The 25,564-nt window shown below is 60.1% G+C and carries 26 protein-coding genes and 1 tRNA gene; 8 read left to right on the top strand and 19 right to left on the bottom strand.

The genetic code is table 11. The features are described from left to right. The 5 genes from AACY30_RS06665 to AACY30_RS06645 all read right to left on the bottom strand — a co-directional run bounded on the left by AACY30_RS06665 (position 1) and on the right by AACY30_RS06645 (position 4,300). Positions 1-942, bottom strand: a complete 942-nt coding sequence (locus AACY30_RS06665; protein WP_003208392.1) for a ribose-phosphate pyrophosphokinase — start codon at positions 940-942, stop codon at positions 1-3. Between the two features lie 46 nt (positions 943-988). Next, positions 989-1,063 (bottom strand) — tRNA-Gln (locus AACY30_RS06660). Between the two features lie 37 nt (positions 1,064-1,100). Further along, positions 1,101-1,904: a 4-(cytidine 5'-diphospho)-2-C-methyl-D-erythritol kinase gene (gene ispE / locus AACY30_RS06655; protein WP_370467897.1), complete on the bottom strand. Its 804-nt coding sequence runs from the start codon at positions 1,902-1,904 to the stop codon at positions 1,101-1,103. A gap of 49 nt (positions 1,905-1,953) precedes the next feature. Continuing rightward, positions 1,954-2,571, bottom strand: coding sequence for a lipoprotein insertase outer membrane protein LolB (lolB, locus tag AACY30_RS06650; protein ID WP_049710107.1), 618 nt, complete (start codon positions 2,569-2,571; stop codon positions 1,954-1,956). 4 nt (positions 2,572-2,575) lie between these two features. Then, entirely contained in the window at positions 2,576-4,300 is a 1,725-nt protein-coding gene (locus tag AACY30_RS06645) for a tetratricopeptide repeat protein (RefSeq protein WP_339468351.1), read from the bottom strand. A 183-nt stretch (positions 4,301-4,483) separates the two neighbouring features. Here AACY30_RS06645 and hemA point away from each other — a divergent pair, with 183 nt between their 5' ends. The 6 genes from hemA to AACY30_RS06615 all read left to right on the top strand — a co-directional run bounded on the left by hemA (position 4,484) and on the right by AACY30_RS06615 (position 9,850). Further along, a complete protein-coding gene (gene hemA, locus AACY30_RS06640) occupies positions 4,484-5,773 on the top strand; it encodes a glutamyl-tRNA reductase (RefSeq protein ID WP_339468353.1) in 1,290 nt (429 codons plus the stop codon). Next, positions 5,770-6,852, top strand: a complete 1,083-nt coding sequence (gene prfA / locus AACY30_RS06635) for a peptide chain release factor 1 (protein WP_010565625.1) — start codon at positions 5,770-5,772, stop codon at positions 6,850-6,852. Before hemA ends, prfA begins: the two co-directional genes overlap by 4 nt. Beyond that, a complete protein-coding gene (prmC, locus tag AACY30_RS06630) occupies positions 6,853-7,683 on the top strand; it encodes a peptide chain release factor N(5)-glutamine methyltransferase (protein WP_339468354.1) in 831 nt (276 codons plus the stop codon). It abuts the gene before it with no gap. After that, entirely contained in the window at positions 7,677-8,432 is a 756-nt protein-coding gene (locus AACY30_RS06625) for a molybdopterin-synthase adenylyltransferase MoeB (RefSeq protein WP_339540034.1), read from the top strand. Before prmC ends, AACY30_RS06625 begins: the two co-directional genes overlap by 7 nt. Next, positions 8,425-9,219, top strand: coding sequence for a glutamate racemase (gene murI / locus AACY30_RS06620; protein ID WP_339540033.1), 795 nt, complete (start codon positions 8,425-8,427; stop codon positions 9,217-9,219). The genes AACY30_RS06625 and murI overlap by 8 nt, the downstream gene beginning before the upstream one ends. Before the next feature lie 112 nt (positions 9,220-9,331). Continuing rightward, positions 9,332-9,850 (top strand): acyloxyacyl hydrolase, encoded by a 519-nt coding sequence (locus tag AACY30_RS06615; RefSeq protein WP_339468356.1) that lies wholly within the window; start codon positions 9,332-9,334, stop codon positions 9,848-9,850. A gap of 76 nt (positions 9,851-9,926) precedes the next feature. On the opposite strand, the gene AACY30_RS06610 is transcribed toward AACY30_RS06615, so the two are convergent. From AACY30_RS06610 to AACY30_RS06555, 12 genes are all read right to left on the bottom strand, one after another. Then, a complete protein-coding gene (locus AACY30_RS06610) occupies positions 9,927-10,232 on the bottom strand; it encodes a YkgJ family cysteine cluster protein (protein WP_339456660.1) in 306 nt (101 codons plus the stop codon). Between the two features lie 52 nt (positions 10,233-10,284). Next, positions 10,285-10,770: a DUF2878 domain-containing protein gene (locus AACY30_RS06605; protein WP_339540032.1), complete on the bottom strand. Its 486-nt coding sequence runs from the start codon at positions 10,768-10,770 to the stop codon at positions 10,285-10,287. Beyond that, entirely contained in the window at positions 10,763-12,034 is a 1,272-nt protein-coding gene (locus tag AACY30_RS06600) for a cyclopropane-fatty-acyl-phospholipid synthase family protein (protein WP_339468357.1), read from the bottom strand. The genes AACY30_RS06605 and AACY30_RS06600 overlap by 8 nt, the downstream gene beginning before the upstream one ends. Beyond that, the gene (locus AACY30_RS06595; RefSeq protein ID WP_339436858.1) at positions 12,021-12,830 is read right to left on the bottom strand and encodes a DUF1365 domain-containing protein; all 810 of its coding nucleotides are present in this window, start codon (positions 12,828-12,830) and stop codon (positions 12,021-12,023) included. Before AACY30_RS06595 ends, AACY30_RS06600 begins: the two co-directional genes overlap by 14 nt. Further along, positions 12,827-14,074 (bottom strand): NAD(P)/FAD-dependent oxidoreductase, encoded by a 1,248-nt coding sequence (locus tag AACY30_RS06590; protein WP_339540031.1) that lies wholly within the window; start codon positions 14,072-14,074, stop codon positions 12,827-12,829. The genes AACY30_RS06595 and AACY30_RS06590 overlap by 4 nt, the downstream gene beginning before the upstream one ends. Continuing rightward, a complete protein-coding gene (locus AACY30_RS06585) occupies positions 14,071-14,853 on the bottom strand; it encodes an SDR family NAD(P)-dependent oxidoreductase (RefSeq protein ID WP_339419575.1) in 783 nt (260 codons plus the stop codon). The genes AACY30_RS06590 and AACY30_RS06585 overlap by 4 nt, the downstream gene beginning before the upstream one ends. Then, positions 14,850-15,272, bottom strand: coding sequence for a nuclear transport factor 2 family protein (locus AACY30_RS06580; protein WP_339540030.1), 423 nt, complete (start codon positions 15,270-15,272; stop codon positions 14,850-14,852). The genes AACY30_RS06585 and AACY30_RS06580 overlap by 4 nt, the downstream gene beginning before the upstream one ends. Beyond that, complete coding sequence (phrB, locus tag AACY30_RS06575; protein WP_339540029.1) at positions 15,265-16,710, bottom strand: deoxyribodipyrimidine photo-lyase; 1,446 nt, start codon at positions 16,708-16,710, stop codon at positions 15,265-15,267. The genes AACY30_RS06580 and phrB overlap by 8 nt, the downstream gene beginning before the upstream one ends. Further along, positions 16,711-17,640 (bottom strand): MerR family transcriptional regulator, encoded by a 930-nt coding sequence (locus AACY30_RS06570; protein WP_339468361.1) that lies wholly within the window; start codon positions 17,638-17,640, stop codon positions 16,711-16,713. 3 nt (positions 17,641-17,643) lie between these two features. Beyond that, positions 17,644-18,603 carry a YbgA family protein gene (locus AACY30_RS06565; RefSeq protein ID WP_339468362.1) on the bottom strand — a complete coding sequence of 320 codons (960 nt, stop codon included), beginning with the start codon at positions 18,601-18,603 and terminating at the stop codon, positions 17,644-17,646. 112 nt (positions 18,604-18,715) lie between these two features. Beyond that, the gene (locus AACY30_RS06560; RefSeq protein ID WP_049710090.1) at positions 18,716-18,931 is read right to left on the bottom strand and encodes a TIGR02450 family Trp-rich protein; all 216 of its coding nucleotides are present in this window, start codon (positions 18,929-18,931) and stop codon (positions 18,716-18,718) included. Beyond that, positions 18,928-19,914, bottom strand: a complete 987-nt coding sequence (locus AACY30_RS06555) for an NAD(P)/FAD-dependent oxidoreductase (protein ID WP_339540028.1) — start codon at positions 19,912-19,914, stop codon at positions 18,928-18,930. Before AACY30_RS06555 ends, AACY30_RS06560 begins: the two co-directional genes overlap by 4 nt. Positions 19,915-20,123: 209 nt before the next feature. Between AACY30_RS06555 and AACY30_RS06550 the strand changes: the two genes are divergently transcribed. Together AACY30_RS06550 and hemH are read left to right on the top strand one after the other, a co-directional pair. Next, positions 20,124-21,023: a TIGR01777 family oxidoreductase gene (locus tag AACY30_RS06550; protein ID WP_339540027.1), complete on the top strand. Its 900-nt coding sequence runs from the start codon at positions 20,124-20,126 to the stop codon at positions 21,021-21,023. A 14-nt stretch (positions 21,024-21,037) separates the two neighbouring features. Next, positions 21,038-22,063, top strand: coding sequence for a ferrochelatase (gene hemH / locus AACY30_RS06545; RefSeq protein WP_339468364.1), 1,026 nt, complete (start codon positions 21,038-21,040; stop codon positions 22,061-22,063). Between the two features lie 82 nt (positions 22,064-22,145). Here the strand turns inward: hemH and AACY30_RS06540 are convergent, their stop codons facing one another. Continuing rightward, positions 22,146-24,242, bottom strand: a complete 2,097-nt coding sequence (locus AACY30_RS06540) for a TonB-dependent siderophore receptor (RefSeq protein WP_339540026.1) — start codon at positions 24,240-24,242, stop codon at positions 22,146-22,148. A gap of 112 nt (positions 24,243-24,354) precedes the next feature. Beyond that, positions 24,355-25,509, bottom strand: a complete 1,155-nt coding sequence (gene algW, locus AACY30_RS06535; protein WP_339468366.1) for a Do family serine endopeptidase AlgW — start codon at positions 25,507-25,509, stop codon at positions 24,355-24,357. Positions 25,510-25,564 lie beyond the last annotated feature (55 nt).

Raw genomic sequence — 25,564 nt, 5'->3', positions numbered from 1 at the left:
TTAACGGAACATCGCGCTGATCGATTCTTCGTTGCTGATACGGCGAACCGCTTCGGCAACTACCGGTGCGATATCCAGTTGACGGATACGCGAACAGGCTTGAGCAGCAGCGGACAACGGGATGGTGTTAGTCACCACCAGTTCGTCCAGCATGGAATTCTCGATGTTCTCGATCGCTCGACCCGACAGCACAGGGTGTGTGCAGTAGGCGAAGACTTTAGCTGCACCGTGCTCTTTCAAGGCTTTGGCCGCGTGGCACAGGGTGCCGGCGGTGTCGACCATGTCATCAACCAGAATACAGGTACGCCCTTCGACATCACCGATGATATGCATCACTTCAGAGTGATTGGCTTTCTCACGGCGTTTGTCGATGATCCCGAGATCAACGCCCAGGGATTTGGCAACGGCCCGTGCACGCACGACGCCACCAATGTCCGGGGACACGATCATCAGGTTTTCAAAGCGCTGGTCTTCAATGTCATCCACCAAGACTGGGGAGCCGTAGATGTTATCTACCGGAATATCGAAGAACCCCTGGATTTGGTCAGCGTGCAGGTCAACCGTGAGAACACGGTCGATACCTACCACGGTCAGCATGTCAGCAACGACTTTCGCGCTGATAGCCACACGTGCGGAACGCGGACGGCGATCCTGACGGGCATAACCAAAGTAAGGGATTACAGCTGTGATTCGAGTCGCTGAGGAGCGGCGGAAGGCATCAGCCATCACGACGAGTTCCATCAGGTTATCGTTGGTCGGAGCGCAGGTCGGCTGAATAATGAAGACGTCTTTACCGCGGACATTTTCATTGATCTCGGCTGTAATTTCGCCGTCGGAGAATTTACCGACAGAGATGTCACCGAGAGGGATATGCAGCTGACGTACGACACGTCGAGCCAGATCGGGGTTGGCGTTCCCCGTAAAGACCATCATCTTGGACACGCGCAGTACCTAGAGGCTGAGGGTAACCTGGATGAGTATAGGAAAATGGCAGGGGCGGCTGGATTCGAACCAACGCATGGCAGGATCAAAACCTGCTGCCTTACCGCTTGGCGACGCCCCTGTATCTGTTGCAACGAGTGCCTAACACTCGATTCCTTTTAGAGCAGACTTTGCAGCTTACGATGCAACATCGAAACGTTGCTTCCTTTTGCTACAAACCCTGTAAGGGTCTCTGTAAGAAGGGCCGAGACTTTATCAGCTTCAGCTTTGCTTGGGAAGCCCCCAAACACACAACTTCCAGTTCCGGTTAATTTTGCTTCGGTAAATTTACCTAACAAATTCAAAGCGTTACGTACCTCTGGATAACGCCTTGCTACAACCGGTAAGCAGTCATTTCGACTGTTTCCCTTGGGAACGGGGCGCACTTTAATGGGAGGAGAGTTACGTGTCAACAGTGGATCTGAAAAAATTTCTGCTGTACTTACAGATACTTGCGGAACAAGCACAACGTACCACGGTTCTTCGGGGTATTCCGGGCTGAGTTTCTCCCCCACACCCTCGGCGAAAGCCGCGTGCCCACGCACGAAAACCGGGACGTCAGCGCCCAGCGCCAAACCCAGCGCAGCCAGGCGATCGTGGTCCCAACCCAGTTGCCACAAATGATTCAGTCCCAGCAGTGTGGTCGCGGCATTCGAGCTGCCGCCACCGATACCACCGCCCATGGGCAGGATTTTATCGATCCAGATATCGATGCCGAGCGGGCAGCCGGATTGTTCCTTAATTTTTTTGGCGGCCTTCACAATCAGGTTGCTGTCGTGAGGAACGCCTTCGAACTCGGTGTGCAACTGAATCACGCCGTCGTCGCGGACGGCGAAAGTCAGTTCATCGCCGTAGTCGAGAAATTGAAACAGCGTCTGCAACTCGTGATAACCGTCTTCGCGGCGACCCAGAATATGCAGCATCAAATTGAGTTTGGCCGGGGAGGGCAGGGTCAGCGTTTGTACTGTCACGTTATTGCCCCAGCTTGCGCGGTTGCCAGTCCTTGATCACCAGCGTGACGTCAAGGTCGGTACCGTGCAGTTTGATGCGCTCGGGCAACCAGTAACCGCTTTGTTCTACGTAGCTTAGGTATTCGACTTGCCAGCCATCCTGTTCCAGGGTAGCCAGGCGGCTGTCGCCATTCAGGCTCAGACGGCTTTTGCTGTCAGGCGCTGGCAGGCCGCGTACCCACCAGACCAGATGGGACACTGGCAGCTTCCAGCCAATCTGTTCTTCAAGCAGTACTTCCGGCGAGGTCGCCTCATAGCGCCCCTGGTTGGCCACTTCGAGGCTGACTTGCCCCGGACGGCCGGTCAGGCGTGCGGCACCCCGGCCCAGCGGGCCGGAAAGACGAATGTCATAGTAATCCTGGCGTTGCAGCCAGAACAGCGTGCCGCTGCCGGAATCTTTGGGGGCGCGAACCCCTACTTTGCCTTCGATCTGCCAGCCATCGATGCTGCTGAGCTGGTCTTTGTGCTGTTTCCATTGCGCCGGGTTGCCCTGGCCCTCAACGGATTCACGGGCGCCGAAACCCGCGCAACCGGCGAGCAGGGCGATAAAACTGAACACTACGATGTGGCGCAAGAACATAAGCTTAAAGGGTCTCGGAACCGGTCAGGCGCTTGATGGTGCTGCGCAGGATGGTGCTTTCGGGTTGTTCCTTGAGGAATTTTTCCCAGATTTGTCGTGCTTCGCGCTGTTTGCCATTGGCCCACAACACTTCGCCCAGGTGAGCGGCGACTTCCTGGTCGGGGAAGCGTTCCAGCGCCAGGCGCAGCAAGCGTTCGGCTTCGTCCAGGTTGCCCAGGCGGTAATTCACCCAGCCCAGGCTGTCGAGTACGGCCGGGTCTTCAGGGTTGAGCTTGTGGGCTTGTTCGATCAGTGCCTTGGCTTCGTCGTAACGGGTAGTACGGTCGGACAAGGTGTAACCCAAGGCATTGAGGGCCATCGCATTGTCCGGGTCGCGCTTGATGATCAGGCGCAGGTCTTTTTCCATCTGCCCCAAGTCATTGCGTTTTTCCGCCTGCATGGCGCGGGTGTACAACAGGTTCAAATCGTCAGGGAATTGCAACAAGGCTTGTTGCAGCAATTTCCAGGCGCGCTCACCCTGATTGTTGGCCGACAAAGTCTCGGCCTGGATCAGGTAAAGCTGGATGGCGTAGTCCGGCTCGGCATCGCGCGCGGCGGTCAGGCGTTTTTCCGCCTCATCGGTGCGACCGTTGCTCATCAGGATATCGGCCTGGCGCAATTGGGCTGGCAGGTAGTCATTGCCGGGGCCGACCTGGGCATATTCGAGCAGGGCGGCCTGCGGATCATTGCGTTCTTCGGCGATGCGGCCGAGGTTCAGGCGCGCCGAGTCCACATGGCTTTCGCGCTGGATCAGCTCTTCCAGGTAACCCTTGGCCTCGTCCCACGCCTTGGCTTCCAGGCATACCAGCGCCAGGGAATAACGCAATTCGTCGTCGTCCGGGTATTGCTGGACCAGATTGGCGAACTGCACTTTGGCGTCCTCCATGCGGTCCTGCTCTACCAGCATGCGTGCGTAAGTCAGGCGCAGACGCTTGTCGTCCGGGTACTTCTTGATACTTTTTTCCAGCAGCGGAATCGCTTCCTTGCCGCGATTGAGGTTCTGCAACAGACGTGCGCGTAACAGGATCGGTGCAACCTCGCCTTCTTCCGGCGGATTCTGTTCCAGCAGTTTGAGCGCTGCGTCGGCTTCGTCACCCTGCTGCAGCAGCAAGGCCTTGCCGAAAATCAGCTGGCTGTTTTTCGGATGTTTTTGCAGCAGGCGGTCGAAACTCTTCATCAGGCCATTGCGCGTGTCCTGGTCGGTGTCGGCAGCTGACAGCGCGAGGAAGTCGAAATGGGTGTCGCCTTTGCCCTGCAGGACTTTCTCCATGTAGACCATGGAGTCGTCATAGCGCTCGGCGCGCGCCAGTTGGATCGCCGCCGCGCGCTGTGCTTCCAGGTCGTCCGGTGCGTTTTTCGCCCAGATCAGCGACGTGTCCAGCGCAGCCTGGTCGGCGCCCAGGTACTCGGCGATGCGAAACGCCCGCTCGGAAATCCCCGGATCCTGTGTGTTGATGGCCTGGGTCACGTAGTTGTCCAGCGCAATATCGAAGCGATTGCGCTGGCCGGCCAGCTCCGCGCTCAGCAGGCTGAACACCGTTTCTTCACTGAACGATGAATAAACCTTGGGCTTTTCAGGGGCGGGGGTGCTGTCTTCTACGGGCGGTGTACCGTCCGGCGACACGGGTGCCATGGCCTGGCAGCCGCTGAGGAAGACAAAAGCAAGGAGCAACGCGGAAGATGTATTCATATAGGAAGAGGACGACTAACCTGCGGTCGGATCATCATGACACAAGCCTTCGGCCAAACATAACCGAGACTCAGTGGACGCCTTTCATAGGCACAACATATAGGGACAATAGACGACGGTGGTTGTTCTGAATCTTTCGAAGTAGGACAATTGTCGGCTTCCCGACATCATCAGCGATATTGAATGGCCTTCCTCGCACTCGGTATTAACCACAAGACTGCCTCCGTAGACGTGCGCGAGCGCGTTGCGTTTACGCCAGAGCAGTTGGTTGAGGCCTTGCAGCAGCTCTGCCGGCTCACCGACAGTCGCGAAGCTGCGATCCTTTCAACCTGCAATCGCAGCGAGCTTTATATAGAGCAGGAACATCTTTCAGCGGATGTGGTGCTGCGCTGGCTGGCCGATTATCACCATTTGAGTCTCGATGACCTGCGTGCCTGCGCTTATGTGCATGAAGAGGATGCGGCAGTTCGTCACATGATGCGTGTGGCGTCCGGCCTCGATTCGCTGGTGTTGGGTGAGCCGCAGATCCTCGGCCAGATGAAGTCCGCCTACGCCGTAGCGCGCGAAGCCGGAACCGTCGGCCCGCTGCTGGGGCGCTTGTTCCAGGCCACGTTCAACTCCGCCAAGCAGGTGCGCACCGACACTGCCATCGGAGAAAACCCGGTGTCCGTGGCGTTTGCTGCGGTGAGCCTGGCCAAGCAGATTTTCAGTGACTTGCAACGCAGCCAGGCCTTGTTGATTGGCGCGGGGGAGACCATCACCCTGGTCGCCCGTCACCTGCATGACCTGGGGGTCAAGCGGATCGTGGTCGCCAACCGCACGCTTGAGCGCGCCAGCATCCTTGCCGAACAGTTCGGCGCGCATGCCGTGTTGTTGTCTGACATCCCGGCCGAACTGGTGCGCAGCGATATCGTCATCAGTTCCACTGCCAGCCAGTTGCCGATCCTTGGCAAAGGCGCGGTCGAAAGCGCGCTGAAGCTGCGCAAGCACAAACCGATCTTTATGGTGGACATCGCCGTTCCCCGCGATATCGAGCCCGAAGTCGGCGACTTGGACGACGTTTACCTCTATAGCGTTGACGATCTGCACGAAGTGGTCGCCGAAAATCTCAAGAGCCGCCAGGGTGCAGCCCAGGCTGCTGAGGAAATGGTGAGCACCGGCGCCGAAGATTTCATGGTGCGCTTGCGTGAATTGGCGGCGGTGGATGTGCTCAAGGCGTATCGTCAGCAAGGCGAACGCCTGCGCGACGAGGAGCTGATCAAAGCCCAGCGCCTGCTGGCCAATGGCAGCAGCGCTGAAGAGGTGCTGATGCAACTGGCCCGTGGCCTCACCAACAAGTTACTCCACGCCCCCAGCGTACAATTAAAAAAGCTAACTGCCGAAGGCCGCCTCGATGCGCTGGCCATGGCCCAGGAACTCTTTGCCCTCGGTGAGGGCGCGTCAGAAAGCTCTTCGGATAAAAAACCGCAATGAAAGCGTCACTGCTCAATAAACTGGACGTGCTCCAGGACCGTTTCGAAGAACTGACCGCCTTGCTCGGCGATGGCGAGGTCATTTCCGATCAGACCAAGTTCCGCGCCTATTCCAAGGAATACGCCGAAGTTGAGCCGGTTGTGGCCACCTACAAAAACTTGCTGAAAGTGCAGGCCGATCTTGAAGGCGCCCAGGCGCTGCTCAAGGACAGCGACCCGGACATGCGTGAAATGGCCGTGGAAGAAGTCCGCGAGGCCAAGGAAAAGCTGGCCGAGCTGGAAGGCGACCTGCAACGCATGTTGCTGCCCAAGGATCCGAACGACGGGCGCAACGTGTTCCTAGAAATCCGTGCCGGCACTGGCGGCGATGAGGCGGCGATCTTCTCCGGCGACCTGTTCCGCATGTATTCGCGTTATGCCGAGCGTCGCGGCTGGCGGGTCGAAATCCTGTCCGAGAACGAAGGCGAACACGGCGGCTATAAAGAAGTCATCGCGCGGGTTGAAGGCGATAACGTCTACGGCAAGCTCAAGTTTGAGTCCGGTGCACATCGCGTGCAGCGCGTTCCGGCGACTGAATCCCAAGGCCGCATCCACACCTCGGCGTGCACCGTCGCGGTGTTGCCTGAGCCGGACGAGCAGGAAGCCATCGAGATCAACCCGGCTGACTTGCGTGTCGATACCTACCGCTCGTCGGGCGCCGGTGGCCAGCACGTCAACAAGACTGATTCGGCGATCCGTATCACCCACTTGCCGTCGGGTATCGTGGTGGAGTGCCAGGAGGAGCGTTCCCAGCACAAAAACCGTGCGCGGGCGATGTCGTGGTTGTCGGCCAAGCTCAATGACCAGCAGACCAGCGCCGCCGCGAACGCAATTGCCAGCGAGCGCAAGTTGCTGGTGGGTTCTGGCGACCGTTCCGAGCGTATCCGCACCTACAACTTTGCCCAGGGCCGGGTCACCGACCACCGGGTTAACCTCACCCTTTATTCCCTTGACGAAATTCTCGCGGGTGGCGTCGACGCGGTGATCGAGCCGTTACTCGCCGAGTATCAGGCCGATCAATTAGCGGCGATAGGTGAGTAAATGACCATCATTGCCAGCCTGCTGCGCGCCGCTGATCTGCCCGATTCGCCCACCGCGCGCCTGGATGCTGAATTGTTGCTGGCGGCTGCGCTGGGCAAGTCCCGCAGCTACCTGCACACCTGGCCGGAAAAAATTGTCAGCAGTGAAGACGCGTTGACCTTTGCCGGCTACCTGCAACGCCGTCGCGGCGGTGAGCCGGTGGCGTATATCCTCGGCCAGCAAGGCTTCTGGAAGCTGGACCTGGAGGTCGCGCCGCACACGCTGATCCCGCGTCCGGACACCGAACTGCTGGTGGAAACCGCCCTGGAACTGTTGCCAGCCACGCCCGCCACGGTCCTCGACCTGGGCACCGGCAGCGGGGCCATCGCGTTGGCCCTGGCCAGCGAGCGCCCAGCCTGGCAGATCACCGCTGTCGACCGAGTATTGGAAGCTGTGGCCCTGGCCGAGCGCAATCGCCAGCGCCTGCACCTCAATAACGCAGCGGTGCTGAACAGCCACTGGTTCAGCGCGCTGCAGGGTCATACCTATGACCTGATCATTAGCAACCCGCCGTATATTGCCGACAATGATCCACACCTGGTGGCCGGTGACGTGCGCTTCGAGCCGGCCAGCGCATTGGTGGCCGGTCATGACGGCTTGGATGACCTGCGCCTGATCATCAAAGAAGCCCCCGCTCACCTGAATGCTGGCGGCCGGCTGTTGCTGGAGCACGGTTACGACCAGGCCCCGGCTGTGCGCGATCTGCTGTTGAGTGAAGGCTTTGAAGAGGTACACAGCCGTATCGATCTCGGCGGACACGAGCGCATCACGCTGGGACGCCGGCCGTGCTGAGCGATCAGGAGCTGTTGCGCTATAGCCGACAGATTCTGTTGCAGCATGTCGACATCGACGGCCAGTTGCGCCTGAAAAACGGCCGTGCATTGATCGTTGGTCTTGGTGGGCTGGGCGCACCCGTTGCGCTGTACCTGGCGGCCGCGGGTGTGGGTGAGTTGCATCTGGCGGACTTCGACACGGTCGACCTGACCAACCTGCAACGCCAGATCATCCATGACACCGACAGCGTTGGGCAGACCAAGGTCGACTCGGCCCTGCGCCGCCTGAGCGCCATCAACCCCGAAATCAAGCTGACTGCCCACCGCGCTGCGCTTGATGCCGATTCCTTGGCCGTCGCGGTAGGTGCGGTCGATGTTGTGCTCGATTGCAGCGACAACTTCTCCACGCGCGAGGCGGTCAACGTTGCTTGCGTTGCCGCCGGCAAGCCATTGATCAGCGGCGCGGCGATTCGCCTTGAAGGCCAATTGTCAGTGTTCGACCCGCGTCGCGCCGAAAGCCCGTGTTACCACTGTTTATATGGGCACGGCAGCGACACCGAACTCACCTGCAGCGAAGCCGGCGTAGTTGGTCCGCTGGTGGGCGTGGTGGGCAGCCTGCAGGCGCTGGAAGCCTTGAAACTGCTGGCCGGTTTCGGCGAACCCTTGGTGGGCCGCCTGTTGCTCATCGATGCCTTGACCACGCGTTTTCGCGAGCTGCGCGTGAAGCGTGACCCCGGCTGCAGCGTGTGCGGGACCCAACATGGTTAAGGGCGCGCCCATCGGTGTGTTCGATTCCGGTGTTGGCGGCTTGTCGGTACTGGCCGAAATTCAGCAATTGCTGCCCCATGAGTCGTTGCTGTACGTGGCCGACTGCGGGCATATCCCCTATGGCGAGAAAACCCCGTCGTTTATTCGTGAGCGTTCGCGGCAGGTTGCGGCGTTTCTCTGCGACAAGGGCGCCAAGGCATTTGTGATTGCCTGCAACACCGCGACCGTCGCGGCCGTCGCCGACTTGCGCCAAGACTATCCCGACTGGCCATTGGTGGGCATGGAGCCCGCCGTCAAACCTGCTGCCGCCGCCACCCGCAGCGGCGTGGTCGGTGTGCTTGCCACTACCGGCACCCTGCAAAGCGCCAAGTTCGCTGCGCTGCTGGACCGCTTCGCCACTGATGTTCGGGTCATCACCCAACCCTGCCCGGGCCTGGTGGAGCTGATTGAAACCGGCGACCTGAACAGCCCCGCCCTGCGCCAGTTATTGCAGGGTTACATCGAACCGCTGCTCAGCGCCGGTTGCGACACCATCATCCTCGGCTGCACCCACTATCCCTTCCTCAAGCCGCTCCTGGCGCAGATGCTGCCCCCCAGCATCATCCTTATCGACACCGGTGCCGCCGTGGCCCGCCAGCTCAAGCGTTTACTGAGTGAGCGCGATCTTCTGGCCGTCGGCGATCCTGAACCTGCACAGTTCTGGACCAGTGGCGATCTGCAACATTTCAGAAACATCCTACCTACATTATGGAAAACTTCCGGAAATGTGAGTGATTTCAGCTTGTGAAAAATTCGTGAAAAAATCACGGTTTTCGACTGAACTTCTGCATTAACGGCGACTTCTATAGCACGTTAGCCTGTACATAAATCTTACAACGTCGTTTGAAGGGATGTTTCATATGAAGCGTTTTCTCTGTTTGGCTGCGCTTGCGGCCACGGTAATGGGGCACTCTTTTTCGGCGCAAGCCGCCGGGTTGGAGTTTGGTCTGGGGGCAACCAGTGATTCAACGCTGACCTATCGGTTGGGGTTGACGTCGGATTGGGACAAGAGCTGGATGCAGAGCGATATGGGTCGCCTGACGGGCTATTGGAGCGGTGCTTACACTTACTGGGAGGGTGACGATCGCGCCGGTGCCAGCAGCCTGTCGTTCTCGCCCGTGTTTGTGTATGAGTTTGCCGGGCAGTCGGTCAAACCCTACATCGAAGCCGGGATCGGCGTAGCGGTGTTCTCCCGTACCCAGCTGGAAGACAACAACATTGGCCAGGCCTTTCAGTTCGAAGACCGCCTGGGTTTTGGTCTGCGGTTTACCGGTGGGCATGAAGTGGGCATTCGTGCCACGCACTATTCCAACGCCGGGATCAGCAGCAATAACGACGGGGTAGAGAGCTACTCGCTGCATTACACCATGGCGCTGTAATCTTCAGGCCACTGAAGATCCCCCTGTGGGAGCGGGCTTGCTCGCTTCCACATTTGGATTTCTACTTGTTTCAAGGTCAGCGATACGCCGTCGCAATCCCTTCGCGTTCGGTCAAACACTCCGGCGCACCCATCTCGAACTCTCGGCAAATCAACGGCCGTCGCTCATAGATCGTGCACATCATCGTGTCCCGATCCAGCGCTGCGCACCAGCCGTCTTCCAGGCGCAGCATCACTTCGCCGCCCCAATCGTCGGTATCGATATAGCGCTCCGGCACGCCGGTGTCGGTAATCAGCATCACTTCCAACTGGCAGCAGCAGGCCGCGCACGTCGAGCAGGTGACGGCGGGTTCAGCGATTTGGGTGTGGGGGATGTTGGGCATGGCGGCAGCTTCAAGCTTTGAGCGGCAAGCTGCAAGTAAAAGCCGACCGGGTTCAGGTTTTTTTTGCAGCGGTTGCGAGCAGCGTAAAGAGCAAAGCCCACAGCAGGGCCAGCCCGACCAGGCTTGGCCACAGGGCGTAACCGAAGCTTACCCCGGCCAGCTGACTGCCTGCGAAATAAGACATCGGACCGCCGACGGCCCCCAGTAACGCTGCGAGCCACCGAGGTTGGGTGCTCCAAGCCAGGCAATGACGCAGCGTGGTTGCCAACAGCGCCCATAGCATCACTAACCACAGCGGAATCAACGGACCAGGCTCACTGAACTGAAAAAAGCCGACGGTGCGTAACGACGTATCGACCAACGTGCCCAGCAAGGTCACGCCCAGGATCAACCTGCCGTCTTGCGCCCATGAACTTATCCACAGCAGATGAATGCCCAGTGCAGCCAGCCCTACCAGTAACCATAAGCTGTCACCGCCGAGCACACAGGCGAACCAGCCGCACTGAAACAGCACGGCATTGGCCAATGTCTTAAGCACTGAAGCGCCCAAGCAACGGCGGGTTGATCGCCGACGGTTTGGCCAGCAGCAATTGCGCGGTGCCAATGGTGCGCTCCATAAAGCCGCCTTCGCAGTAACACAGGTAAAACTCCCACAGCCGAAGGAAGTATTCGTCGTAGCCCAATTCGGCGAGGCGGCCATGGGCGCGGCGAAAATTCTCATGCCACAGGCGCAAGGTTCGCGCGTAATGCAGGCCGAAATCCTCCATGTGCAGCAGGTTCATATCGGTGTCGCGGCTGACGATGTGCAGCATGTTCTGCACACAGGGCAAAGCGCCGCCTGGGAAGATATAGCGCTGGATGAAATCCACACTGCGCTTGGCCTGTTCAAAGCGTTGCTCACGAATGGTGATGGCTTGCAGCAACATCAGGCCGTCACTTTTGAGCAGGTGCGCGCACTGTTTGAAGTAGGTCGGCAGAAAGCGATGGCCCACTGCTTCGATCATCTCGATGGACACCAGCTTGTCGTACTGGCCGGTCAGGTCGCGGTAATCCTTTAGCAACAAGGTGACCTGGCTTTGCAGCCCCAGGGCCTCGATGCGTTTTTCAGTGTAGGCAAACTGTTCCTTGGACAAGGTCGTGGTGGTGACCTTACAGCCGTAATGCTGCGCCGCATACAGCGCCATGCTGCCCCAGCCGGTGCCGATTTCCAGCAGGTGGTCGCTGGGCTTGAGCGCCAGCTTCTGGCAGATGCGCTCAAGCTTGTTCAGTTGCGCCTGCTCCAGGGTGTCGTCGGGGGTCAAGAATTGCGCCGCCGAGTACATCATGGTTGGGTCGAGGAATTCTTCGAACAGGTCGTTGCCGAGGTCGTAGTGGGCGGCGATGTTTTTTTGCGAACCCTTGTGTGTGTTGCGATTGAGCCAGTGCAGGCCCTGGGTGAACGGCCGGGCCAGGCGTGCGAGGCCGCCTTCCATCGCATCCAGCACATCCAGGTTGCTGACCATCACGCGCACCACGGCGGTCAGGTCCGGGCTGCTCCAGTAACCGTGAATAAACGCCTCGCCAGCGCCAATAGAACCGTTGGCCGCCACCAGGCCCCACACGGCGGGGTCGAGGATCTGGATCTCCCCCAGCAAGTGCGCTTCGCGCGCGCCGAATACTTGCTGCTCGCCATCCTCGATCACCACCAACTGGCCATGGCGCAATTGGCTGAGTTGGCGCAGTACGCCTTTGCGCAACAGCGCGGTGGTCATGCCGTTGACGTTCAGGCGGTTGGCCTTGACCGATACGTTAGGGGATTTCATGGCGGCGATCCTTGGAATAACCGACTGCGGTGCGGGAGGCGCCATCGGCGGCCCGGTGAGGAAAAATCGGTGTGCGTTTAAGCAACAGGCGCATGGCTTGCCAGTAGATCGCCAGGCAGGTCTTGGCGGTCATCCAGGGGAAGCGCCTTAGGTAACGATGCAAACTGGTGCGGTTCAGCGCTTCCTTGTGCAGGCTCAAGGTGGCGTCGAACACTTTCAGCTCGCCCTGCCAGTCGGCCATGTGCACGCCGAGTTTGGCGGCGGGTGCGCTGAAGCTCATGCGGTATTCCAGATCGCGCGGCAAAAACGGCGACACATGGAAGGCCTTGGCCACGGCGAAGTGCTGGTGTTCATCTGCGCCGAGGGTCTGGGCGGGCAGCACGTAGTGATAGCGCTCGCGCCATGGGGTGTTGGTCACTTCACACAGGATCGCGGCCAGACGTCCGTCGGCCTCGAAGCAGTAGAAGAAACTCACAGGGTTAAAAGCCAGGCCCCAACTGCGAGCCTGGGTCAGTAGGCAGATAACGCCCTGAGGTGTACGCCCCAGTGCCTTGCCGACTTCCTGGCGCACGGCATCGCTCAAGCTCATGCCGGTGCGCGTCAATTCACGCAGGTAATCCTGTTGGCGAAAACCAAAGGGCGCCAGCCAACTGCGCCCGGCCAGGGGCGAGAGCCCAAGCACTTCGTGTTCTTCGCTCAAGTCCAGGTACAGCAGGCCGATGCGGTAGCGAAAGGCGTGGGCCTTGGGCGTAAATCGGCGATGGGCAATCCAGCCGCTGTACAGGGCGCTGTTCACAGGGTTTCCCCAAACGCCTGGGCGACGCGCAAAGCGCTGACCACGCCGTCTTCGTGGAAACCGTTGGCCCAGTAGGCACCGCAATAGAAGGTGTTACGCACGCCAGACACTTCCTCCCAACGGCCTTGGGCCGCCACCGCTGCCAGGCTGTATTGCGGATGGGCGTAGGTGTAGCGCGCCAGGACCTTCAGCGGGTTGATCATCGACGTCTGGTTCAGGCTCACGCAAAAGGTCGTGGCGCTGTCGATGCCTTGCAGGATGTTCATGTCATAGGTCACCGCCGCCGGCGCCTGCCCATTGCCGGTCAGCCGGTAATTCCAGCTGGCCCAGGCCAGTTTGCGGTCGGGCAGCAGGCGGGTATCGGAGTGCAGCACCACTTCGTTATCGGCATAGGGCAGGGCGCCAAGGACCGCTTGTTCGGCTGGGCTTGGATCGGCCAGCAGCGCCAGGGTCTGGTCGCTGTGGCAGGCGAAGACCACTCGATCGAATGCCTCGCTGCCGGCCGGGCTGTGGATAACCACGCCTTCGTCGGTACGCTCAACGTTATGCACAGGGCAATTGAGGCGGATCTGTTCGCGGAAGCTGCGGGTCAGCGGTTCGATGTAACGGCTGGAGCCACCCTCGATCACGCACCATTGCGGGCGGTTACTCACCGAGAGCAAGCCGTGATTCTTAAAGAAGCGCACAAAGAACTGCAAGGGGAAGGCAAGCATGTCAGCCAGGGACATCGACCAGATCGCCGCGCCCATCGGCACGATGTAGTGCCGGATAAACCGCTCGCCGTAGTGACCGGCGTTGAGGTAGTCACCCAGGGTCATTTCGGCGCTGATGCGTTGGTCTTGCAGGTCCAGCGGTGCCTGGCGATTGAAGCGCAAGATGTCGCGCAACATGCCCCAGAAGCCCGGCGAAAGGATATTGCGACGCTGGGCAAACAGGCTGTTGAGGTTGTTGCCGTTGTACTCGAACCCCGTCTGCTCATCGCACACCGAAAAGCTCATCTCGGTAGGTTTGAACGTTACCCCTATCTGCTCCAGCAGGCGGATGAAGTTGGGGTAGGTCCAGTCGTTAAACACGATGAAGCCGGTGTCTACCGCGTAGCTTTTGCCCTCGACGGTCACGTTGACCGTGTGGGTATGCCCGCCAATACGATCACCCGCTTCGAACAGCGTAATCTCATGCTGGCGGCTGAGCAGGTAAGCACTGGTCAGCCCCGCGATGCCGCTGCCGATGATGGCGATCTTCACAGGTCGTCCTTTTTCGGCGGCGGGCTGCGCAACATGCGTTTACCGATGATCAACTGCGCGCGATTCGGCAATTTCGACAGCGGCCAGAGGGTGGCGATAAAGAGTGCAGGAAAGGCGATTTCCAGCGGGCGTTTTTCCAGCTTGGCGAAGATGTGCCGCGCGGCTTTGTCCGCCGACCAACTGAGGGGCATGGGGAAGTCGTTGCGTTCGGTCAGCGGCGTGTCGACAAAGCCTGGGCTGATCACGGTAACGTCGATGTTTTCCGGCGAAAGGCTGATGCGCAGTGCCTCGAACAGGTAGCGCAAGCCGGCCTTGGACGCGCCATAGGCTTCAGCGCGAGGCATCGGCAGGTAAGTCACGGCGCTGGCGACACCCACCAGATGGGGGCTGCGCCCTGCCCGCAAAAGCGGCAGGGCTGCTTCGATGCAATAGCTGCTTGCCAGTAGATTGGTGCGCACCACGTGCTCGATGATTGATGAATCAAACTGCTTGGCGTCCACATATTCACAGGTGCCGGCATTGAGGATCACCGTGTCCAGGGAACCCCAGGCCACGCCGATATGTTCGCCGATCTCGCGCACGGTCTGGCTGTTGGTCAGGTCGCCGGCCACCACCAGCACTTGGCCCGGGTAACGTTGGGCGAGCGCTTCCAAAGGCTCTTTGGTGCGGGAGCTGAGTGCGACGTGTGCGCCGCTGTTGAGCAGCTCCACGGCCAGCGCTGCACCGATACCACTGCTGGCGCCGGTCAGCCAATAACGACGGGGCGGTACTGCGTTCATCCCACTCTCCTTTTCAGCCAGCTGACGAGTCTGCCCAGTACCGGCAAATGTTCGTACAGCATGGCGCCGGCATCGAAGTAGTCACGGTGGCGGTACACCTTGTCACGCCACATCAAGTGCGAGCAGCCTTCCACCCGAATCACCTTGCCCTTGGCCAGGCGCGGGTGGCAGAAACTCATTTTCCAGCGCAGGTAACCTTCGCCCTCGGCCACTTGGTCGAAACCGTGGAAGTCGAAGCGTAGCTGGCTGACGTTGCCATACAACTCGCTGAAGTAATGGTGCAAGTCGGGCAGCCCATGGACTTCGTGGAGCGGGTCGGTAAAGGCGATGTCCTTGCTGTACAAGCTGTCGAGCAGGTGCAGGTTGTGCTTGTCCAGCGTGGCAAAGGCCTGGGCGAAGCGGCGCAGGAAATCACTCATATTCGCCCCCTGCGGCTTGTCGCGAGGGCAGGTTACGGAAGGCGGCCAGGGCGCGTTCGCGGGATTTTTTCAGGTCGACAATCGATCGTGGGTAGTCGGCCACGCCGAACAAACCACCGGCGGCATCCGGGTTGTGCACGTCCTTTTTATTCAGTGCGGCAAGTTCCGGCAGCCAGTGCTTGATGAAGACGCCTTCGCTGTCGAATTTTTCCGACTGGCTCAAAGGGCTGAAAATCCGGAAGTACGGCGCCGAGTCGGTGCCGGTGGATGAACTCCACTGCCAGCCGCCGTTATTAGCGGCCAGGTCACCATCAATCAGATGGCGCATAAAGAAGCGCTCGCCTTCGCGCCAATCGATCAGCAGATTTTTAGTCAGGAACATCGCCACGACCATGCGCAGGCGGTTGTGCATCCAGCCAGTTTCAAGCAGTTGACGCATGGCCGCGTCGATGATCGGCAGGCCGGTGCGCGCTGCCTGCCACGCGGCGAGATCTTTGGGTGCATTGCGCCAGGCCACGGCTTCGGTTTCGGGGCGGAACGCACGGTGGCGCGACACCCGTGGGTAACCCACCAGGATGTGCTTGTAGAACTCGCGCCACAGCAATTCGTTGATCCAGGTGATGGCGCCCATGTCGCCACTCTCGAACTCGCCACCGTTGGTTTGTAACGCGGCGTGCAGGCATTGGCGCGGCGAAATCACCCCCGCCGCGAGGTAGGCAGAGAGCTGGCTGGTGCCGGGCTTGGCCGGGAAGTCACGCTCGTCCTTGTAGTAGCTGATCTGCTGGTCGGCGAAGGCGTCGAGGCGCCGCTGGGCCTCGTCTTCACCGGCGGGCCAGAGCGCACGCAGCGTGTCGCTGGGCGGCTCGAAACCTTCGACCGTGTTCGGGATGGGGTCGCTTTTCAGCTTGAGCGCAGCCTGGGCCTTTGGCGCAGCGACCCTCTGGGGTAACGCGCTGTGCAGGCGGGTGTAGCAGACCTTGCGGAACTGGCTGTACACCTGAAAGTAAGTGCCGGTCTTGGTCAGCACACTGCCAGGCTGGAAGAACAATTGATCCAAGTAGCTGTGGAAAGTGACGCCTGCCTCTTCCAACGCCTTGGACACTGCCGCATCGCGACGGCTTTCATGAATGCCGTATTCCTCGTTGACGTGCACCGACTCCACCGAGAGTTCGCGGCACAGCGTGCTCAGCACGCTGGGCGCCTGGTCCCAGGTGGCGGCGGTGCGAATTAGCAGGGGAATGTTCAGCTCGCCCAGCGTTTTACTCAGCGCCTGCAGGTTGCGCAGCCAGAAATCCACTTTGCACGGCGCATCGTCGTGGGCCAGCCATTGCTCGGGTGTGATCAGGTAGACGGCCGCCATCGGACCCCGCTGGCTCGCGGCGGTCAGGGCGGTGTTGTCGTGTTGGCGCAAGTCTGTGCGCAGCCAGATCAGATGCATTTAAAGAAGTCCACGCTGGATCAGTAGCTGATGAGCCGACAACGGCTCTTCGGCGACGAGCAACTCAGGGATGTCATGGGTTAATACCGCCAACTCCGCCTGATGGATGCACACCGTTGGTCCGACGATCAACTTAGGGCAACTGATGCCGCCCAGAAGTTTCGCGAACGTCGACAACTGCAGCGCCTTGCTCGAATACAGCAACACCGCGCGCGGCCGCAGGTGTTCCACCGCCAGGGCCAGCTCGCCGACGGGCAGCGGCCAGTCGAACACTTCCACCGGGCAGTCGGCACTGCTGGCCAGCCAGGCGCTGAGCCACAAATGCGGTTCCAGCGGCAGGTCGGACTGGTTGACCAGCAGCAATGGCGCACCCTGCAGCTGGCGATTGTTGTGGTAGATGCGCGCACCAAACTTGCTGCGCAGCCAGGACAAGAAAAATACCCGTTCCATCTGCGCGCGGAATTGACCTTGCCAACGCTGCTCCAGCTCCTGCAACAGCGGTAACAGCAGTTGCTCGCACAAGGTGCGTGGCGGGTACAGTGCCATGGCCTGGTTGAAGGCGTCGTCGACCCGGCGCTCAGTCAATTCACTGATGGCGTGCACCAGGTTCTGGCGCAGGGTGTGCCATTCATTTTCTACGGCATTGGGAGTGGCCTGGGCGGAGTCGATCAGGCCTTTGACTTGGCTGACCGGCACGCCACGATTGAGCCAGGTGAGAATGGTGTGGATGCGTTGCACATGCTCGGCGCTGAACAGCCGGTGGCCCTTGGGCGTGCGCTGGGGCACGATCAGGCCGTAACGGCGCTCCCAGGCGCGCAGGGTCACGGCATTAACGCCGGTCTGGCGCGCCACTTCGCGGATTGGCAGCCAGCCTTCCTGGAGGGCTTGGGCGATGTCTTCGCCGGGTTCGTCTAGCAGGGCGGCTCTCATGGTCTAGATCGCATTTCGCAGGCTGAGGTTTTCCGGGTGCGGTTGCAGGTAGGCCTGCTGCGCGATGTAGCGGTCCGGGTGTTGGCGGAAGTGGTGCTTTAGCAGGGTCAACGGCACCACCAGCGGTACGATACCGTGGCGGTATTGGCCGATGACGGTTTGCATTTCCTGCTTATCGTCGGCGCTGATGGCCTGCTTGAGGTAGCCGCTGATGTGTTGCAATACATTTGTGTGGGTGCCACGGGTCGCGCATTTGCTCAGGCCGGTCATCAGGTCGCTGAAATAACAGCTGGCCAATTCGTCGAGGTTGGCGCCCTTGGTCATGCTGCCCAGCAGGTGGCCAAGGCTTTTGTAATGCGCCGGGCTGTGGGCCATCAACAAGTATTTGTAGCGCGAATGAAAGGCCAGCAAACGGTGGCGGGTCAGTCCTACGGCCAGCAGTTGTTGCCAACTGGCGTAGACGAATACACGGGCCAGGAAGTTTTCCCGCAGCACGGGGTCATTCAGCCGACCGTCTTCTTCCACCGGCAGGTTAGGGTGGCGTGCACAAAATGCCTGGGCGTAGATGCCACGCCCGCCTCCGTCCACCGGGGTGCCGTTGTCGCGGTACACCTTGACCCGCTCCAGGCCACAGGACGGCGATTTTTGCATAAAGATGTAGCCACACAGGTCGGTGTGTTCCGCGGCCATTTGCTGGCCGTAGTCGTCCAGCGGTTGGGTCACGTTCAGTGCGCGATTAACGGTGCCGACGGCTTGCGGATTGGCCGCGTCGCCCACCAGGCGGATCGGTTCGCGGGGGATACCCAGGCCGATCGCCACTTCAGGGCACAACGGCACAAAGTCGAAATAGTCAGCGAGGGTCTGACTGCACAGCAGTGATTGTTTATGGCCGCCGTTGAAGCGCACGTTTTCGCCCAGCAGGCAGGCGCTGATGGCGATCTTCGGTTTGGTAGTGCTGGACATAAACCAACCCTCTGCAAGGTTCCTGTACAAGATAAAAATGTTGTACAACTAAACCTCATCATAGGTTCGGTGCTGTACAAGTCAAATTATTTGTACAAGTTTTGCGTGCGGTCTATTTCCAGCCGATTTTCCAGGCGTCGATATCTTGCAGGGTTTGCCAGGGCAGGCGTTCGCTGCGCCGGGTCATGACGGCTTGCAGTTCGATTTCCAGTACGGTGCCTTCATCGTCGCGAAACAATTCGGTGACCAGAAAGTGTTTTTCCTTGTTTCGGGGGCGTGCTGCTGTCCACTTCGACAGCAGCAATTTGGCGGGATTGATACGGTTCATTGCAGGTGCTCGATCAGGCGTCGCGCGGCTTCCTGGCCGCTGAGCCATGCGCCCTCGACGCGGCCCGACAGGCACCAGTCGCCACACACATACAGGCCGAGGTCGGCATCAGCCAGCACGCCGAATTGGTGGCTGCTGGATGGTCGTGCGTAGAGCCAGCGGTGCGCCAGGCTGAACGACGGCGCGGGCATGGCGCTGTGCAGCAGTTCGGCAAAAGCACCGTGCAGGTGCTCGATCACGGCCTCTCTGGACAGGTCCAGGTGGGCCTTGCTCCAGGCACTGGTGGCGTGCAATACCCAGGTGTCGAGTGTGGCGTCGCGCCCTGGTTTGCTGCGGTTGCGCGCCAGCCAATCGAGGGGGCTATCTTGTACAAAGCAGCCTTGCATGGGCGTATCCAGTGGGGTGTCGAACGCCAGGGCGATGGCCCAGGTCGGGTCCATTTTCACCCCGGCGGCGGCGCTCGCCAGCTTGGGAGCGGCGGCCAGCAGCGCGGTGGCTTGCGGAGCCGGGGTGGCGATGATCACGTGGCTGAACGGGCCGTGGTTCTCGCCGTCGGCGTCCAACAGGTTCCAGTGTTGTTTGCCCTGGAACACTTCGGTGATGCGGCAACCAAACGCCACCGGCAGGTCGTCGAGCAGGGCGCGGGTGATCGCGCTCATGCGGGGAGTGCCGACCCAGCGGATCTGTTCATCGGGGGAGGGTGTGAGTTGGCCGGACTTGAAGTTGTACAGCTGAGGCTTCCATTGCTCGGCCCAACCGTTACTTTGCCAGCGCTGGACTTCGTTGACGAAGCGCCGGTCGCGGGCGGTGAAGTACTGCGCACCCATGTCCAGGGCACCGGCATCGCTGCGCTTGCTGGACATGCGGCCACCGCTGCCGCGGCTTTTATCGAAGAGTTGTACAACGTGCCCCGCGTCTTGTAACGCTCGGGCGGCGGAGAGACCGGCGATGCCGGTGCCGATGATCGCGATGGGAACAGTCATGGGAGGCCTCGTTTTACCGTTGGGTACAGACTACGCCGACACCAATAGCTGTACAATATTGTTTTTTGGTATAAGTTTTGGCTTACCTGTTCTTAGGCGTGACCTATGGTTAACCCAGAGGCTTAATCCAACGTTACGCCCGTTCAAATTGATCCCTGCTTATAAAATAGACCAGTGATCGGCGGCGAACGTTACATGAGGAGCGTCCCATGCACATTTTGCTGACCGGCGGTACTGGCCTGATCGGCCGCCAACTCTGCCAACACTGGCTTGCACAGGGCCATCGCCTGACGGTGTGGAGTCGTCATCCGGACCAGGTCGCCAAGTCGTGTGGCGACCAGGTGTCGGGGGTTGGTCGCCTACAAGAGGTTATCGGCCCGGTGGATGCGGTCATTAACCTCGCCGGCGCCGCCATCGCCGATCGCCCCTGGACCCATAAGCGCAAGGCCTTGCTGTGGAGCAGTCGTATCAGCCTCACCGAAACCTTGCTGGCGTGGCTTGAAGGCCTGGCACAAAAACCAGCGGTGTTGATTTCCGGCTCGGCGGTGGGCTGGTATGGCGATGGCGGTGAACGCGAATTGACCGAAGCCAGCGGCCCCGTGCAGGACGATTTCTCCAGCCAGCTGTGCATCGCCTGGGAGGAAACCGCCCAGCGCGCCGAAGCCTTGGGCATTCGCGTAGTGCTGGTACGTACCGGGCTGGTGCTGGCGGCTGAGGGCGGCTTTTTGTCGCGGCTGTTGCTGCCTTTCAAACTGGCGCTGGGCGGGCCTATCGGTAATGGTCGGCAGTGGATGCCGTGGGTCCATATAAAGGATCAAATCGCCCTGATTGATTTTCTTCTGCACAAGCCTGACGCCGGCGGTCCTTATAATGCCTGCGCGCCACACCCGGTGCGCAATCGCGAGTTTGCGAAAACCCTGGGCCAGGTGCTGCACCGCCCGGCGTTCATGCCGATGCCGGCCTTTGCGTTGAAGGTGGGCCTGGGCGAGTTGTCCGGCCTTTTGTTGGGTGGGCAGAAGGCGGTGCCCGAACGGTTACTGGCCGCTGGTTTCACTTTCCAGTTCACTGAGTTGCGCGCGGCTCTGGACGACTTGTCCAGCCGCCTCTAGAGATAGGATGTTGCATGACGGATCACGCGTTGTTACTGGTCAATCTGGGCTCGCCAAAGTCCACTTCGGTGGCCGATGTGCGCAGCTACCTCAATCAATTCCTGATGGACCCTTATGTGATCGACCTGCCGTGGCCGGTGCGGCGCTTGCTGGTGTCGCTGATCCTGATCAAGCGCCCCGAGCAGTCGGCGCACGCCTACGCCTCCATCTGGTGGGACGAGGGCTCGCCGCTGGTGGTGCTCAGCCGCCGTCTGCAACAGCAGATGACCACGCAGTGGACCCAAGGCCCGGTGGAGTTGGCGATGCGCTACGGCGAGCCGTCCATTGGAACTGTGCTGACGCGCCTCGCCGCCCAAGGCATCCGCAAAGTGACCTTGGCGCCGTTGTATCCGCAGTTTGCCGACAGCACGGTGACCACTGTGATTGAAGAGGCCAAGCGGGTTGTACGCGATAAACAGTTGGACGTGCAATTCTCGATCTTGCAGCCGTTCTACGATCAGCCGGAATACCTTGATGCTCTCGCGGCGAGCGTGCGGTCCTATGTGGAGCAGGATTACGATCACCTGCTGCTGAGTTTTCACGGCCTGCCCGAGCGCCATCTGACCAAGCTCGACCCGACGGGCCAGCATTGCTTCAAGGACGCCGATTGCTGCAAGAACGCATCGGCTGAGGTGCTGCAGACGTGCTACCGCGCGCAATGCTTCAGCGTCGCCCGCGATTTCGCCGAACGGCTGGGCTTGCCGGAGGGCAAATGGTCGGTGGCCTTCCAATCGCGCCTGGGTCGGGCGAAGTGGATCGAACCCTACACCGAAGCCCGCCTGGAAGCCCTGGCCCAGCAAGGTGTGAAAAAGCTGCTGGTGATGTGCCCGGCGTTTGTCGCCGATTGCATCGAGACGCTGGAAGAGATCGGCGATCGCGGGCTGGAGCAGTTCCGCGAGGCTGGGGGCGAAGAGTTGGTGCTGGTGCCGTGCCTGAATGATGATCCGCAGTGGGCGAAGGCGCTCAATACCTTGTGTGAAAGAGCGCCCACGACGCTATAACTTAAGCTGAATGAACATCAAACTGTGGGAGCGGGCTTGCTCGCGAATCGTCGCTCCGGCGCTCCCACATTTTTTACTGTGTTTACAGCTTGAGGGTCAGGCTGACCGTGAGATTGCGCGGCTCACCCGGATTGATCCAATAGCTGCTGTAGGACCGCTCGTAGTACTTCTCATCAAACAGGTTGTTTAAGTTCAAACCCACGGTGACATTCTCCGTGGCTTTGTAATGGGCCAGCAGATCCACCGTGTGGTAAGCCGGCAGTTCGAAACGCGTACCTGCTTCGCCGGAACGATCGCCCACGTAGGTAAGCGCTGCACCCACATCGGATCCGCGCAACGCGCCATCCTGAAACTCATACACCCCCAACAGACTGCCGCTGCGCTTGGCCACGCCGAGAATCCGGCTGCCGGCTGGAATGGCTTTGTCGCCCTTGGTGACTTGGGCGTCGATGTAGGCAAACGCGCCGATCACCCGTACCGCATCGGTCACTTGCCCGGTCAGTTGCAGGTCAAAGCCCTGGCTGCGCGCTTTGCCCATGGCGCGATTCAGGTTGGTGGCAGGGTCCAGGGCCAGCACGTTTTCCTTTTCGATATGGAACGCGGCGAGGGTGGCGCTGAGGCGGTCGTCGAACAGCTCGCTCTTGATCCCCACTTCATAACCCACGCCTTCTTCCGGCTTGAAGGTTCTGCCATTGGCATCCAGGCCGCTGTTGGGTTTGAACGAGGTAGAGGCGTTGGCGAACACGCCGACGTCGGGCGTTAGCTGGTAGAGCAGGCCAGCGCGTTGGGTAAAGGCGTCGTGGGTTTGCCGGCTCTTGGCGTGATTGCGTGTGAAGTCGTCGGTGCTTTGTTCGAAATGCTCGAAGCGCGCGCCAACCATGCCGCGCAAGCGATCGGTGAAGATGATCTGGTCTTGCAGGTTCAGTGCCTGGCTTTTGGTCTGTTCGAAGAAGTCGGTGCCGGAGCGCACGCCGTTGGGTTTGGCCTTGCCGTAGACCGGGTTGTAGATGTCGATGGCATAGTCGCTGCCGCCGATAGCCGTCACGCGTTCCTTCTTGCGGTAGTCCTCGTATTCAGTGCCGACCAGCAGCTCATGCTGCCAGCTGCCAATGTCGAACAACCCACGCAGTTCAAGCTGGGTAATGCTGTCGTGCCAACCCATGGAGCGTTCGCGATAGCGGCGGTTGATAGTGTGGCCGTCGGGGTTCAGTGTGCGGTTTTCCGAAGCGTCGCCCCACAGGCTGCCTTGTTTGTAGTGGCTGGCCAGGCGCAGTTTCCAGGCGTCGCTGAGGTGATGTTCCAGCGTGGCCTGGATGCGGTTGTTGTGGTTGTCGATGTCGCCATCATTGGGCTCGCCGAGGAAGGTGGAGCGCGATACGCCGCTGGCGTCGACGATGCCGCGGTCGAAGGTAGAGCTGTGGCGGACGAATTCGCTTTCCACCAGCAAGCTCGTATCCGGGTCCAGTTGCCAACTGAACGAGGGCGCGACGAATACCCGCTTGCTCTGCACGTGATCGCGGAAGCTGTGGTTGTCTTCCACGGCCAGGTTGACCCGCGATAGCACGTTGCCTTCGCTGTCCAGCGGGGTGTTCACATCCACGGCGGTGCGGTAGCGGTCCCAACTGCCGGCGCTGGTTTGCACGGTGGTGAAGGCTTCCGGTTGAGGCTTCTTGGTGACGATATTCACTGTGCCGCCGGGGTCGCCACGTCCATACAGGCTGGCGGCGGGACCCTTGAGTACTTCAATGCGCTCGATGTTGGCCGTATCCGGTGTGCTCGGGTAGCCGCGGTTGGCGCTGAAGCCGTCCTGGTAGAACTCTGACGTGGTGAAGCCGCGCACACTGTATTCGTAGAGGGTGAGGCCGCCGAAGTTGTTTTGCTTGGACACACCGCCGGCAAATTCCAAGGCACGTTCCACGTTGTTACTGCCCAGGTCGTTGAGCACTGTGGCGGGAATCACGCTGATGGATTGTGGGATGTCACGAATGGCAGTGTCGGTTTTTGTCGCGCTGGCGGAGCGGGTGGCGCGGTAGCCGTTGACCGGGCCGGTGGCGGATTCATATGCATCGGTGGTGACACTGATGGTGTCGAGTTCCAGGGTGTTTTCTTCAGCGAAAGCGGGTTCGAGCAGCAAGCCTAAGGCCAGGCCAGCCAAGGGCGCGATTTTTCGAGACGGCATGATAGAGCGTTCCAATAGCGATATTGAAACAATATAACATGACCAATGAGAATGGATTGCTTTGAAACATAAACTTACAGGTGTCCTCTAGCGGACACCTGTATGAGTCGGCTTATTCCTCTTCTTTAACCGGCGCGGGCGGAGGGCGCAGGCCTATTTCTGCCAGTAGCTTGATCTCCTTGCCGTTGCGCATGACCTGGATCGCCACCTTGTCGGTCGGCTTGATCCGCGCGACCTGGTTCATCGACTTGCGGCCATCGCCTGCCGGTTCGCCGTTGATGCTGAGGATCACATCGCCCAGATGCAGGCCGGCTTTCTGCGCCGGGCCATCGCGGAAGATCCCGGCGACCACAATGCCTGGGCGCCCGGTCAAGCCAAACGATTCGGCCAGCTCCTTGGTCAACGGCTGTACTTCAATCCCCAACCAGCCGCGAATCACTTGGCCGTGCTCGATGATCGATTTCATCACTTCCATCGCCAGCTTTACCGGGATCGCAAACCCGATGCCCTGTGACCCGCCAGACTTGGAGAAAATCGCCGTGTTGATGCCGGTCAGGTTGCCATTGGCATCCACCAGTGCACCGCCGGAGTTGCCCGGGTTGATCGCGGCGTCGGTCTGGATGAAGTCTTCGTAGCTGTTGAGGCCCAATTGGTTACGCCCGGTAGCGCTGATAATGCCCATGGTCACCGTCTGGCCCACCCCGAACGGGTTGCCGATGGCCAGCGCCACGTCACCTACTCGCAAGCCGTCGGAACGGCCGAGGGTGATGGAGGGCAGGCTTTTCAAATCGATCTTCAGGACCGCGAGGTCGGTTTCCGGGTCGCTGCCCACTACGCGCGCCAGGGTTTCACGGCCGTCACGCAGGGCCACGACGATCTGGTCGGCGCCGGTTGTCACGTGGTTGTTGGTAAGGATGTAGCCTTCCGGGCTCATGATCACCCCGGAACCCAGGCTGGATTCCATGCGGCGTTGCTTGGGCCCGTTGTCACCGAAATAGCGGCGGAACTGCGGGTCCTCAAACAGTGGGTGCGCCGGTTTGTTGATGACCTTGGTGGTGTACAGGTTAACCACGGCAGGGGCGGCAATAACCACCGCATCGGCATAAGTCACCGGACCTTGCACCACCGCGTTGGTTTGCGGCGCCTGTTGCAGGTTCACATCAAGGCTGGGTAGACCCACCAGCTCGGGGAAACGCTGAATAATCAGCATCGCGATCAGCACGCCAGCCAACAATGGCCATCCAAAAAAACGCAGCGCCTTGAGCATCAAGTAAGTCCTGACAGGTTGCAGGGGGCGGGAGAGCGCCCATAATGTCGCGCAT

Source organism: Pseudomonas sp. RA_5y_Pfl1_P24, assembly GCF_963970945.1.
Lineage (GTDB): Bacteria > Pseudomonadota > Gammaproteobacteria > Pseudomonadales > Pseudomonadaceae > Aquipseudomonas > Aquipseudomonas tritici.
The sequence above is the reverse complement of the archived record's forward strand: the minus strand, read 5'-3'. Positions and strand labels throughout refer to the sequence as shown.